Here is a 13,315-nt window from a genome sequence, read left to right as displayed (position 1 = left end):
GCGGATCCGATCGGCATGAAGACAGCGGATCCGAAACGCGTCCTGTGCGCCGGAGCCAAGACCATCGGCCCGGCGCTCCGGACCGTCAACCCGACACGGAGACCCCGAAGTCGGCGCCCTTGGCGGGCTGGAGCGGTTGCATGGTCTCGGCGTTGCGCCCGGCGACCGCGACCTTGCCGAACGGTCCACCGTCCGGCTGCCCCACGTACAGCCTGTTCCCGCTGAAGGTCACCGACCATCCGAACAGCCCGTCCCCGGTCGTCAGCTTCCGGTCCTCGGCCGCGTCCTTCCAGGACACCACCCGGACGCCGCCCCCGTAAGGAGCGCCGATCGCCAGCCGGCCGTCCGAGGAGGTGGCCATCGAGAACCCGAACGCCTGCTTGCCCTCCTGCGTCACCCTCCTGGTGGGCTTCCTGGCGGTGTCCAGCAGCTGCACGTACCCGGGGCCGGGCGAGCTGACCGCGTACCCGGAGCCCTCCGCGTAGGCGACGGCGTACCCGTACCGATCGCCCGACTCGGCGGTCGGCGAGTCCAGCTTCAGTGACGTCAGCCTCGGGGCCAGCACGTCGTCGATGAAGACGACGCAACCCGAGTCGATCTTGCCCTTCTCGATCTGCCGGCCCAGGCCGTCGTCGTTCTCGTACGGCACACCGACGACCAGCCCGTTCTTCGGCCCGATCGCCAGCGAATAGCCGAACTGGTCGCCCACCTCGCTGTTGCCCCGCACGTCCACGGACTCCTGGCTGATCCTGCGCAGGTCACCCGCGCCCTTGCGCACGTAGACGGCGCCGACGTCCAGCATGTCGCCCTCGTCCTCGTACGGCGCCCCGATCGCGACCAGGTCGCCGCGCGCGGCCAGTGACCAGCCGAAGTGCGCGAACCGCTGCGGCTGAGGCGCGGCCAGCCGCTGCGGGGGAGTGGTGCCGCCGCCGTAGACGACGTACGCGGCCCCGGCGTCCTCGACACCGTCCACGTCCGCGTACGGGGCGCCGATCACCAGGTCGGCGCAGGTGTCGCCGTTGACCTGCGCCAGCCGTACGGACCAGCCGAACCCGTCGCCCTCGCTCAGCCCGGGCACGCTCACCGGCGTCACCTTGCCGGCGGACAGCACGTGCACGGCCCCCTTCCGGTCGTCGCCGAACGGGTCGCCCACCGCCACGTCGTCCACACCGTCACCGTCGAAGTCGGCGGCCCCGGTACAGGCCACGGCCTTCGTCGTAGAGGCTCTTGCCGTGGCGGCCATCGTGGCGGCTATCGTGGCGGTTTTCGTCGTGACAGTCGCGGTCGTGGTGGCCGCCGTTGTGGCGGCGGCTGTTGTGGCGGCGGCTGGGACGCCGCTCGCCACGAGCATGAGTGCGGTGAGCGCGGATCCGATCATCACAGCGCCACCTCGATCTGCTGACCGTTCTCCAGCATGTTCGCCGTCATGCTCACGGGCTTGCGGTACGTCGCCAGGTCGAACACGAACGCGCTGTCCACCCGGGCACCGGGCAGGATCGCCGGTGGCAGCGTGACGGGGATCGAGTCGTGCTCGCCACCCCGGTCGTCGACCATGGTGACCACGGGCTGGACCAGCACCCTGCGCTCGCCGCCCGGATTGAGCATCGTCCAGCGGATCACGCAGAGTTGTCCCTTGGTCGCGGTGATGCCCTCGTACTCCCTCAGCCCGCACTCCGGCGCCGCGGACACGATCGCGACCGGGTCGTCGAAGTTGGCGCCCAGAGCGAACCTGCGGCCCACGTCGTTCGGCTTGGCGCTGCCGACCACCTGGGTGGGGGTGCCCGGGGTTCCGGTGACGGCGGTGTTGCGCGCGGAGGTCACGATCAGCACCCCCGCCGTCACCACGATGGCCAGCACCGCCGCCGCTGCGGCGATGAGCCAGCGGGTGCCGGGCGTACGCGTACCGCCGATGGTGTCGGAATCGTCACCAGGCACGGCGGTTCTGACGCCGGGCTGGGTCTCGGTGCCCAGCGCGGCGCCCTGCGGTACAGCGACACCCTGCTCCGGCCGCCACCCCGGCCCCGAAGGCGCCCCGGGCCAGCCGGGACGGTCCTGCTGCGGCCCTGGTTGCAGGGGCCGCACCTGATCGGGACGGTCCTGCTGCGGTCGCACCTGCTCAGGACCGCCCTGCTGCGGCCCTGGCTGCTGGAGACGGTTCTGCTGGGACCCCGGGGTGGACTGATCGGGCTGCTGGAGCCGTACCTGCTCGGTCGGGGCCTGCTGCGCCGCAGCCTGCTCGGGCTGTTGCCGCACGGGCGACGACGAGTCCGTCCGAGATCCGCCCGCCTGGGATCCGCCAGCCTGGGATCCGCCCGCCTGGGATCCGTCAGTCGGAGATTCGTCCGTCCCAGTTTTGTCCGTCCGCGGCGACGTACCGAAGCCGAACAGGGCGCGCAGCCGCCCCTGCCGCTCCGGAGGCCCCTGGTCGGGCACCTTCCAGCGAGCCAGCTCCTCCTTGGCCGCGTCCTCCTCGCGACGGGCCAGCTCCTCCGCCGACAAGCCACTGGGCGACGAGCCGTACGACGACCCCTGCGCAGGCCCGTACGACGACCCCGGAGACGACCCTTGAGACGGCCCGCCGGCCGACGGGAAGGACCCGGAAACGCCAGGGGACCCCGGCGCGCCAGGGACACCGGACGGCGAACTCGGCCCGGTCGCCGGATCCGCGGACCCCGGACCGCCAGCCCCGGTTCCAGCGGCCACCGACGACTCAGCGGCCGCAGGACCTCCGGCCATGGGACTCGCGGCTCGCTCCCCGGAAGGCGGCACACTGGGCACCCGCCCAGCAGCGTCACTCTGCCCTGCCCGCCCAGCGGCATCCCCCTGCCCAGGCGCAGTCCCAGGAACCGGCCCCCGGCCCGTGGCATCGCTGGGAGGAGGCGTCGTGAAGGTGGCCGTGATGTCCGGCTCATCCACCACGTTCTGCGGCGGCTCCCACTCACTCAGCATCTCCGTCGCGACTAGAGTCGGCGGATCGGCCGCGGCAGCGACCGGCGCCGGCGCACTGCCACCGACCAGCGCGATCAGCAGATCCTGCGCGGTCGGACGCAGCGCGACGTCCATGGAGGTGGCCCGCCGGACGAGCTCGTCGAGCGGCGCGGGCAGCGCACCCAGGTCGGGCGGCGTGTTCAGCACGCGCGTGGCCAGCGTGATGGGGTCGCCGCGGCCGAACGGATGCCGTCCGTTCCCGGCGTAGGCCACCAGGCAGCCCCAGGCGAAGATGTCGGCCGCCGGGTTGACGACCTCACCGCGTACCTGCTCAGGAGCCCACCACCCCGGGCTGCCCAGCAACTCGCCGGACATCGTGAACCCGGTCTCCCGGTCGAGGGCCCTGGCGATGCCGAAGTCGATCACCCGCGGCCCCGACAGCGAGAGGATCACGTTCGCGGGCTTGAGATCCCTGTGCACCAGCCCGGCCACGTGGATCGCCGCCAGCGCCGCCGCGACCCCCAGCGCGACGCCGTGCAGCGGCCCCGGGTCCAGAGCTCCGTAGGTCGTGATCTGGTCGGACAACGGCGTGCCCGCGATGTACTCGGTCACCATGTACGGCCGGCCGTCCCCGGTGTTGCCGTTGTCCAGCACCTGGGCCGTACAGAAGGAGGCCACCCGCCGTGCGTTGTCGACCTCCGCGTGGAACCGCGCCGCGAACCCCTCCTGGTTGGCGAACTCCGCCTTCACCACCTTGAGCGCGACGAAACGCCCCGTCGGTGCCCGTGCGAGGAACACCGTCCCCATCCCGCCCTCGCCTAACCGGCCAAGCAGCCGGTACGGCCCGATCTCCCTTAAGTCGGTCGGCCGTAGCGGCGCGGCGCCCGTTGGCTCCATGAGGGACGTTCCTTCCTGTTCCACGCCATCCTCTCCTTTGGTCTCCCCATCCGCCATCACACGTTCTTCGATGCGAGAGACTGATTGGATGATGAGGCTGTTGGGCCCTGCAGAAATACGTATTTTGGCGAACAAGCTAGATCTTCGTCCCACAAAAAAACTAGGCCAGAACTTCGTGATCGACGCGGGGACCGTCCGGCGCATCGTCCGTGTGGCCGATCTCACCCCTGATGACGTGGTCATAGAGGTGGGCCCGGGGCTCGGCTCGCTCACCTTGGGGCTCCTGCCCGCGGCCGCTCACGTGGTCGCCGTCGAGATCGATCCGGTGCTGGCCGGTCAACTCCCCGTCACGGTGGCCGAACGCGACGCCGCCGACCGCCTCACGGTCGTCAACGCGGACGCCATGAAGATCACCCTGGACGACCTGTCCGGCCACGTGCCGACCGCACTGGTGGCCAACCTGCCGTACAACGTGGCCGTCCCGGTGCTGCTGCACCTCCTGCAGGTGCTCCCGTCCCTGCGCAAGGGCCTGGTGATGGTCCAGTCGGAAGTGGCCGACCGCCTCGCCGCGGGTCCCGGCTCGAAGGTGTACGGGGTGCCGTCGGTCAAGGCGGCCTGGTACGCGGACGTACGCCGGGCGGGACCCGTGGGCCGCACGGTCTTCTGGCCCGTCCCCAACGTCGACTCCGGCCTCGTCTCCCTCCGGCGCCGCGACCCACCGCCCACGACGGCGACGCGCGAGGAGGTGTTCGAGGTGGTGGACGCGGCCTTCGCCCAACGCCGTAAAACCCTCCGCGCAGCCCTGTCCGGCTGGGCCGGCACCCCCGCAGACGCGGAACGCGCCCTGCGCGCAGCCGACGTGGACCCCTCGGCGCGGGGCGAACAACTAGACATCCACGCCTTCACCCACATAGCCGAACACAGACCTTGACCCGCTGCCCTCACCCGGGGGCAGCCCTCACCCACCCCCCCATCACCAACACCCGCCGTTCCCCCCGACCACGAGGTAGCCCGTCACCAACGACGCCCGTCACCAACGACGCCCGTCACCAACGACGCCCGTCACCAACGACGCCCGTCACCAACGAGGCCCGCCACCTAGGACGTCCCACACCACCGACACCCACTCCGTTATCCACAACCCTCGCCCCCCTCCCTCCTCTTTTCCACAGAACCGCGTTCGGCCGCTCCTCGTAACCCCGCATCCCCAGATCCTGGCCTCCCACCCCCGATAAACCGGAGGCCACCATGACCACCCGCATCACCTTCCTGCGGCTCGCCATCGGCGGAGCACTCCTCTCGGCACCCCTCACCACGCTGACCATCAACGCCACCCCCGCCCGAGCCACCCCCGCCCGAGCCACCCCCGTTCGAGCGACCCCCGCCCCTTCACTCACCGACAAGCTCCCCAAACTCAAGGGCACTCTCACAAAGGGCCAGATAGCCGCAGCAGCGGCCCTGGCCCAACTGGGCGTCTCCTTCTCCTGGGGCGGAGGCTCGACGAAGGGCCCAACCCTGGGGATAGGCAGAGGCGCCACCACCAGAGGCTTCGACTGCAGCGGCCTCACCCTCTACGCCTGGTCCAGAGCAGGCATAAGACTGAGCCACCACACAGCAGCCCAGTTCCGCCAGGGCCGCAAGATCCCTCTCAGGGCCCGCCGCACAGGCGACCTGCTCTTCTTCGGCGGCACCCCCGGCGCCCCCACCCACGTGGCCCTGTTCCTGACCGGAACCCTCATGATCCACGCCCCCAAGACAGGCGACGTGGTCAGAAAGGCCAACTTCAACACGCCCTACTTCCGCACCACCTACCGCGGCACCGTACGCCCAGGCTGACCCACCTCCCTCCGCCCCACCTGGACAACCGCCCCCACGCCGGCGAAGTCCCAGCCACCCACCCCACGCCCTCACGACCTCAACCCGAGTTCCTGCCACGAACTCGCCCTGAGCCCCGCCCCTCACCGCCGTTCGTGACCTCAACTTGAGACCTCGCCCCTCACCACCATCCATAGCCTCAACCTGAGGCCCCGCACCCCACCGCTACCACCATCTCGCCTGTCATAGCCCTGAGCCCCGCACCACGTCCTCTGCCCACGGCCTCAACCAGAGACCCCAGAGACCCCAGAGACCCCGAGACCTGCAGCCCCCACCCAACGACCAGTCAGCCAACGAAACCTCGAACCAACCCCGTTGATGGCCCCTTCCCCCGCCCGAGGTGCGAAATGCTCGATACTCGGCTGCCACCACCCCGGAGAAGCGAGGCCGCACACGGAGATCCCGGAGACCCCGCAGCCTTCGCCCCCGACGACCGCTCAACGAACCTGACTCCCTAACCCCCGACCAACCCCCGGTTCACCATGGATGAGGGGGGACTCAAGGGAACCCGGCAAATGCCCACCAACTTGACTCTCTGTGTTGAGAAGTCGGCCACTCGGGGAGTCATATTCCCAGAACCGCATGTCAGGGCAGCGCGCCCCGATAACATCGAGTGTCCTTGACCCCGGCAAGTGATGAGAGTGGCAGAAGATCGATGAGTTCGGTGACCGTGCGTGTGCCTGCGAAGGTCAACGTGCAGCTTTCTGTCGGCCCGCTCAGGGAAGATGGCTACCACGACCTGGTCAACGTCTTCCATGCCGTATCGATCTTCGATGAGGTCGTCGCGAAGGAGTCCGAGTCGATCACCGTCCAGGTGAACGGCAAGTGGTCCGACCAGGTGCCGACCGACGACAGCAACCTGGCCATCCGGGCTGCTCGCGCGCTCGCCAAACACGCGGGCCGCACCTACGGCGCCGACCTGATCATCCAGAAGGGCATCCCGGTCGCGGGTGGAATGGCGGGCGGCAGCGCCGACGCCGCCGGCGCGCTGGTGGCGTGCAACGAGCTCTGGGGGTTGGGGCTGCCCTTCGAGGACCTGATGGAGATCGCCGGAGACCTCGGCAGCGACGTCCCGTTCTCCCTGCTCGGCGGCACAGCGGTCGGCACGGGCCGCGGCGAGCAGCTGACCGAGTTGCCCACCGGTGGCGTGTTCCACTGGGTGTTCGCGCTGGCGAACGGCGGCCTCTCCACGGCCAGCGTCTACGCCGAATGCGACCGTCTCAGGAAGGCCTCGGCGGCCGAAGTCCCCTGGCCCCAGCTGAACGACTCCCTCATGGAGGCCCTCGGCACCGGCGATGCCTACGCCCTGGGCAACCACCTGAGCAACGACCTCCAGACCGCCACCCTCAACCTCCGCCCCGAGCTCGCCCCCACCCTCGACTCGGGCCGCCAGCACGGAGCCCTGGGCGCGATCGTCTCCGGCTCGGGCCCCACCTGCGCCTTCCTGGCCATCGACGCCACCCACGCCCGCGACCTGGCCCACAGCCTGACCACCACCGGCGCCGCCCACACCGCCGTAGCCGCCCACGGCCCGGTCCAGGGCGCCACCTTGCTCTGACCTCGCGACCAGCACACAACCCCAAGGAGCACCCTTTGAGGGGCCATGTGACTCTGTCGAGCCTCAGGAAGATGACAGCGAGCCTGGTCACACTAGCTCTACGGCCCATTTGCCAAGCAAGATACGGTCCCACGGGCACCGTGTATTTTGACGCTTCTAGGAGTCGGCCGGAGCCGCGCGTGGACGATGTGCAGACGGCGCCGACCTCACAGCCGCGTGGAGAGAAACTCATTCACGGCATCGTTGATCCAAGCCCGCGGTCACGGCGCGGTACGTAGCGTCGAGCAGGATTACCGAATGTCACATAGTGAAGAGCTTCTTCGCCTGCACCTGTGATCACGTAACGCGGCCTGGGACACTGACGTCGTCACCACCTCGGCGGCAGCAGGTGAGGTTCGGTGCTGCTCTCGAACCGGTCCAGCGCAGCTAACCCGGTATCCCGGTCGATGGCGAAAGCAACCTTCTCCCAGCCGCGCCCACTAGTAAGCTGGCCGGCCACGCGAGCCATCTGTGTGACCGCACCGAGATAGTCCGCAAACGCTTCATATCTGCGAACATCCCACCGGATGATCGTCTCTCTTTGGTTGCGCGCCCGTTCAGTGCGGGATGTGAAAATGAACGACGCCGTTGCGCCGAGGACGACTCCTGCGAGGGTTAGTAGCTGAGTCCACACGCGCCGCCTGATCCGCCCCCTTCCTGTGAACGGTGGTTCTCCACGTCCGCCTCACTCGATCGTGAACAGATCGCCCGTACCCAGGGCCTCCGGGCCGCCGATACCCTGGGAAGGCCATGAATCTGGTCAACCTTGAGTCGGTCTCCCACGCTTACGGGCCCAAGCCTCTCCTGCACGACGTCTCCCTGGGCGTCGAAGCCGGAGAGCGCATCGGCGTGGTCGGGCGCAACGGCGGCGGTAAGACGACCCTGCTGTCGGTCATCGCGGGAGCCCTGCGTCCCGACAGCGGTCGCGTCACCCACAACCGGGGCCTGCGGGTCGGGTTCCTGTCGCAGCAGGACGACCTCGACCCCGGCGTTCCGGTGCGCGAGCTCGTCCTGGGCGAGCTGGCCGAGCACGAGTGGGCGGGAGATCAGCGCGTACGCGAGATCCTGGCCAACCTGATCGGCGACCTCGACCTCGACGCCAGGGCCGCGGACCTGTCGGGCGGTGAGCGCAGGCGTACGGCGCTGGCCCGCCTGCTCATCGGCGACCACGACCTGATCATGCTCGACGAGCCCACCAACCACCTCGACATCGAGGCCATCGCGTGGCTGGCCGGGCACCTGGCGGGTCGGAAGAGCGCGCTGGTCGTGGTGACGCACGACCGCTGGTTCCTCGACGCCGTCTCCATGCGCACGTGGGAGGTCGTCGACGGGCGGGTCGAACGGTACGAGGGCGGATACGCCGCCTACGTGCTGGCCAAGGCCGAGCGGGCCCGGATCGCCCAGGCCGCGGAAGAGCGCCGCCAAAACCTCATGCGCAAAGAGATCGCCTGGCTGCGGCGCGGCCCGCCCGCACGTACGTCCAAGCCGAAGTTCCGCATCGACGCCGCACAGGCGCTGATCGCGAACGAGCCGCCGGCCCGCGAGACGGTGGAGCTGATGCGGTTCGCGGCGGCCAGGCTCGGCAAGACCGTCTACGACCTCGAAGACGTCACCCTGCACGCGGGCGGCCCCGGCAACGGGCCGCTGGTGCTCGACCGCCTTACGTGGCAGTTCGGCCCGGGGGACCGGATCGGGCTGATCGGCGTCAACGGCTCCGGCAAGTCGTCCGTGCTGCGGCTGCTCGCCGACACGATCAAGCCCGACTCGGGCCGCGTGACCAGGGGCAAGACCGTACGCCTGGCTCACCTGTCGCAGGAGCTGGCCGACCTCGACCTGACGCGGCGCGTGCTGGAGTCGGTCGAGGAGGTTCGCAAGTACCTCCAGCTGGGCAAGCGCGAGTGGACCGCGTCGCAGCTGCTCGAACGGCTGGGCTTCAAGGGTGAGGCGCAGTGGAAGGTGGTCGGCGACCTCTCCGGTGGTGAGCGGCGGCGGCTGCAACTGCTGCGGCTGCTCATGGACGACCCCAACGTGCTGCTGCTCGACGAGCCCACCAACGACCTCGACATCGAGACGCTCAACGAGCTCGAAGACCTGCTGGACGGCTGGCCCGGCACGCTGATCCTGGTGAGCCACGACCGCTACTTCCTGGAGCGGGTGACCGACCGCAGCGTGGCGCTGCTCGGCGACGGCAAGCTGTCGCTGCTGCCCGGTGGGGTGGACGAATACCTCGAACGACGCGCGGCGGGCACGGCCGTCACCGCGCGCCTGGGTGTCGCCGCCACGACCGGCGCCTCGCCGTCCGGCCGCATCGGCGCCATCACGGAGGCCGCCTCGGCACCTTCCGGGCCGGCGGTCTCCGGTGCCGGGTCCGGCCAGGCCAAGGACGGGCTCTCCGCCAAGGAGGAACGCGAGCTCCGTAAGGAACTCAACCGCCTGGAACGCCAGCTCGACAAGCTGGGCGACCAGGAGTCCCGCCTGCACGCCGCCATGGCGGACGCGGCCAGCGACTACGCCAGGCTCGGCTCGCTGGACGCGCAGCTGCGCGAGATCACGGCCCAGAAGGACGCGGTGGAGGCCGAGTGGCTTGAGGTGGCCGACCGCCTGGGCGACTGACTGTCCAGGGCAGGTCAGGGGCGGGGTGGGTCGGGTGGGGAGTCGAAGGGGGTGAGGAGGGTGCGGAGGAGTGCGGCGAGTGTGCGCTGGTCCTCGCCCTTCAACCCCGACAACAACTCCCGCTCCCTGCGCAGCAGATCGGCGAACGCGGCGTCCACCCGTCCCAGCCCCGTATCCGTCAGCGACACCAGCACCCCACGCCGATCCTCGGGATCGGGCCGCCGCCGTACGAGGCCGGCCGCGGCGAGGCGGTCGATGCGGTTCGTCATCGTGCCGGAGGTCACCAGGGTGGCACGCAGCAGGGCGCCGGGGCTGAGCTCGTAGGGTTTGCCGGCTCGGCGCAGCGCCGTCAGCACGTCGAACTCCCACGGCTCCAGATCGTGTTCGGCGAACGCCGCCCGCCGCGCCCGGTCGAGATGCCGGGCGAGTCGTGACACTCTGGAGAGCACCTGGAGCGGCTCGACATCGAGGTCGGGGCGCTCGGCGCGCCAGGCCGCGACAAGGCGATCGACCTCGTCTCTAGCATCCTCCGTCATGACACAAGAGTGTACTGTCTTGACATCGAGATATCTCTCTCGATATCAATTATCTTCATGTCAAGAGATATCTGGGACCCGGTCACGTACGCCGTCTTCGCGGACGAGCGGTCGCGACCGTTCATCGAGCTGATCTCCAGAGTGGGGGCCGTCGAGCCCGATTATGTCGTGGACGCGGGCTGCGGAAGCGGAGAACTCACCGTTGAGCTGGCCGGACGCTGGCCGCGCGCGACGATCGAGGGCTTCGACTCGTCCCCAGCGATGATCACGAAGGCCCGCAGGCTGGAGTCGAACGTCAGGTTCGCGGTCGCGGACGTGACCACGTGGCGGCCCGACCGGCCCGTGGACGTGATCGTGTCCAACGCCGTGCTGCAGTGGGTGCCCGAGCACCGCTCCGTGCTGGAGCACTGGATGGAGGAGCTGGCTTCGGGCGGCTGGCTGGCGTTCCAGGTGCCGGGCAACTTCGACGCCCCCAGTCACGTCGCGATCCGCGAGCTGTGCGGCTCGCGTGCCTGGTCCGACAAGCTCGGCGACTACACCAGGGGCAAGCCCGTGGACGAGCCCATCGAATACCTCGACCTGCTCAACCAGGGCGGTTCGCAGGTGGACGCGTGGGAGACCACGTACGTGCACGTGCTGCAGGGCGAGGACCCGGTGCTCGGCTGGGTCTCCGGCACGGCCCTGCGCCCGATCCTGGACCGCCTCGACCCGGACGAACAGCGCCGTTTCAAGCGCGATCTGGCCAAGCCGCTCGCCGAGGCGTATCCGGCCAGCAGTTACGGCACGCCGTTCCCGTTCCGGAGGATCTTCGTGGTGGTGCAGAAGTGAGTGGTGGTAGAAGAAGGAGCGGATCTTGATTCGGGGGCTGCATCACGTTCAGCTCGCTGCCCCGCGCGGCAGTGAGCCGCTGCTGAGGGAGTTCTACGCGGGCGTGCTCGGCCTGCGCGAAGTGCCCAAGCCGCCCGAGCTGGCCGGACGCGGTGGCGCCTGGTTCCGGGGTGACGGGGTGGAGGTGCATCTCGGCGTCGAGGACGACTTCAGGCCGGCTCGCAAGGCTCATCCGGCCTTCGTGGTGGACGATCTCGACGTATATATCGCGAAATTTCCGGGGTCTGTCCCCGACGAGCTGGCCCCTGGCTGGCGCAGGATCTACGTCTCCGATCCGGTGGGCAACAGAATCGAACTCCTGCAACTGGTGTGATGTCCACCGCCCGGTGGCATCATTGTCCGAAATCGGACTTTTTGCGAGGTGCGGTGGGCATCGAGATCGAGGACAAGTTCGACATCTCCCCGGAGTTCACGCTGCCGGACCTGAGTGGTCTGGGCGACGTCGCAGGCCCGAAGAGTCACCAGCTCGTGGCTCTCTACTTCGACACCGCCGACCTGCGGCTGGCCGCCCGGGGCATCACGCTCAGGCGCAGGCGGGGCGGTGACGACGCGGGCTGGCACCTGAAGCTGCCCAAGGCTAAGGGCGTGCGCCAGGAGATCCACCACCCCCTCACCCGCAGCGCCAAGATCGTGCCCACCGAGCTGGCCGAGCTCGTCCGCGCCTACACCCGCGGCGCTGAGCTCAAACCGGTCGCCGAGCTCGACACCCGCAGGAACGTGACCGTCCTGCTCGACGGCGACACCAGGCTGGTGGAGGTCGCCGACGACCGGGTCAAGGGCACCGTGTACGGCGCGGAGACCACGATCGTCCGCTGGCGGGAGGTCGAGGCGGAGCTGCTCGAAGGCGGCACCGCGAAACTGCTGGCCAAGGTGGGCAAGCGCCTCAGGAAGGCCGGCGCTGTACCGTCACAGGCCACCAGCAAACTCGCCAAACTCCTCGAACCCGCTCCGCTGCCCACCGCCCCCACCGAACCGGGCACGGCGGGCGAGGTCGTCGTCGCCTACCTGGCGTCGCAGGTGAACGCCCTGCTCTCGCAGGACCCGCGGGTGCGCAGGGCCGAGGACGACGCGGTGCACCAGATGCGCGTGGCGGCCCGCAGGCTGCGCAGCGCGCTCAAGGCGTTCAAGAAGGTCGTGACCGACACCGATCACGTCCAGGACGAGCTGCGATGGCTCGGCACAGTGCTCGGCGAGGCGCGTGACCTGGAGGTGATCAGGGCCAGGTTCGCCAGACTGCTCGACGGGCTGGCGCCCGAGCTGGTCACGGGCCCGATCAGGACCCGGCTCGGTACCGATCTGCACGAACGCGAGCAGGAGGCGTACGGCCGCATCGGGGAGGCGCTCAGCGGCGAGCGCTACTACCTGCTGCTCGACGCGCTCGATCAGCTCGTGTCGGCCCCGTCCCTGGGCAAGGCCGCGGCCAGGCCCGCGCAGGACGAGCTGCGCGCCATCGCCGTGGCCGGCTGGGAGCGGGTGACCAAGCGGTACGACCAAGCCCAGGCCATCGACGACCCCGAGCGCCGCGCCCTGGCCATGCACGACGTACGCAAGGCGGCCAAACGCGCTCGCTACACCGCAGAAGCGCTCAAGCCGAGCATCGGCGGCGGCATGGGCAGGCTCGCCAAGCTGGCCGAGGGCGTCCAGGAGATCCTGGGCCTGCACCAGGACGGCGTGGTCGCGCAGGAGACCCTGCTCCAGGAGGCGGAGCGCGCACGGCAGTCGGGCGAGGACACGTTCACGTACGGCCTGCTGATCGGCATCGAACGCGGCAAGGCGGAACGTGCCGATGCCGAGTTCCCCGAGGTGTGGGCCGAGACCGTGAAGGCGGTCGGCAAGCTGCTGTGAGGGATCCCGCGCCGGGCGGGACGCGGCTCAGCTCACGCCGGACTGCAGGTCCGGCTCAGGGCCGTCGTGGTCCGACGGCAGGTGATCGCTGGTGGGCGTTGGTCGCGTCCACCTCCCCGCGGACGATGATGAGTAC

Annotated in this window: 10 protein-coding genes; 7 read left to right on the top strand and 3 right to left on the bottom strand. The window is 69.6% G+C overall.

Features of this window, described 5'->3' with window-relative positions:
- Positions 1 to 85: 85 nt before the first annotated feature.
- Both AB0C27_RS39200 and AB0C27_RS39195 read right to left on the bottom strand, forming a co-directional pair.
- Positions 86 to 1,378, bottom strand: coding sequence for a hypothetical protein (locus tag AB0C27_RS39200; protein ID WP_357855551.1), 1,293 nt, complete (start codon positions 1,376 to 1,378; stop codon positions 86 to 88).
- Entirely contained in the window at positions 1,378 to 3,825 is a 2,448-nt protein-coding gene (locus AB0C27_RS39195; protein WP_357855253.1) for a protein kinase, read from the bottom strand. Before AB0C27_RS39195 ends, AB0C27_RS39200 begins: the two co-directional genes overlap by 1 nt.
- Positions 3,826 to 3,895: 70 nt before the next feature.
- Here AB0C27_RS39195 and rsmA point away from each other — a divergent pair, with 70 nt between their 5' ends.
- The 4 genes from rsmA (at position 3,896) to AB0C27_RS39175 (ending at position 9,910) form a co-directional block, all read left to right on the top strand.
- On the top strand, positions 3,896 to 4,756 hold the full coding sequence (gene rsmA, locus AB0C27_RS39190) for a 16S rRNA (adenine(1518)-N(6)/adenine(1519)-N(6))-dimethyltransferase RsmA (RefSeq protein ID WP_357855251.1): 861 nt from the start codon (positions 3,896 to 3,898) through the stop codon (positions 4,754 to 4,756).
- 317 nt (positions 4,757 to 5,073) lie between these two features.
- Positions 5,074 to 5,661 (top strand): NlpC/P60 family protein, encoded by a 588-nt coding sequence (locus tag AB0C27_RS39185; RefSeq protein WP_357855248.1) that lies wholly within the window; start codon positions 5,074 to 5,076, stop codon positions 5,659 to 5,661.
- A 694-nt stretch (positions 5,662 to 6,355) separates the two neighbouring features.
- Entirely contained in the window at positions 6,356 to 7,258 is a 903-nt protein-coding gene (locus AB0C27_RS39180) for a 4-(cytidine 5'-diphospho)-2-C-methyl-D-erythritol kinase (RefSeq protein WP_357855245.1), read from the top strand.
- 789 nt (positions 7,259 to 8,047) lie between these two features.
- On the top strand, positions 8,048 to 9,910 hold the full coding sequence (locus tag AB0C27_RS39175; RefSeq protein ID WP_357855242.1) for an ATP-binding cassette domain-containing protein: 1,863 nt from the start codon (positions 8,048 to 8,050) through the stop codon (positions 9,908 to 9,910).
- A 14-nt stretch (positions 9,911 to 9,924) separates the two neighbouring features.
- On the opposite strand, the gene AB0C27_RS39170 is transcribed toward AB0C27_RS39175, so the two are convergent.
- Positions 9,925 to 10,446 carry a MarR family transcriptional regulator gene (locus tag AB0C27_RS39170; protein WP_357855239.1) on the bottom strand — a complete coding sequence of 174 codons (522 nt, stop codon included), beginning with the start codon at positions 10,444 to 10,446 and terminating at the stop codon, positions 9,925 to 9,927.
- A 57-nt stretch (positions 10,447 to 10,503) separates the two neighbouring features.
- On the opposite strand from AB0C27_RS39170, the gene AB0C27_RS39165 reads away from it, so the two are divergent.
- From AB0C27_RS39165 to AB0C27_RS39155, 3 genes are read left to right on the top strand one after another with little or no spacing between them, the layout of a single operon-like run.
- Positions 10,504 to 11,274, top strand: a complete 771-nt coding sequence (locus AB0C27_RS39165) for a trans-aconitate 2-methyltransferase (protein WP_357855236.1) — start codon at positions 10,504 to 10,506, stop codon at positions 11,272 to 11,274.
- Between the two features lie 25 nt (positions 11,275 to 11,299).
- The gene (locus AB0C27_RS39160) at positions 11,300 to 11,647 is read left to right on the top strand and encodes a glyoxalase (RefSeq protein WP_357855233.1); all 348 of its coding nucleotides are present in this window, start codon (positions 11,300 to 11,302) and stop codon (positions 11,645 to 11,647) included.
- A gap of 53 nt (positions 11,648 to 11,700) precedes the next feature.
- Positions 11,701 to 13,179 carry a CYTH and CHAD domain-containing protein gene (locus AB0C27_RS39155; RefSeq protein WP_357855231.1) on the top strand — a complete coding sequence of 493 codons (1,479 nt, stop codon included), beginning with the start codon at positions 11,701 to 11,703 and terminating at the stop codon, positions 13,177 to 13,179.
- Positions 13,180 to 13,315 lie beyond the last annotated feature (136 nt).

Source organism: Nonomuraea sp. NPDC048882, assembly GCF_040649755.1.
Classification (GTDB): Bacteria; Actinomycetota; Actinomycetes; order Streptosporangiales; family Streptosporangiaceae; genus Nonomuraea; species Nonomuraea maheshkhaliensis.
This window is presented reverse-complemented; position numbering and strand designations above follow the sequence as displayed.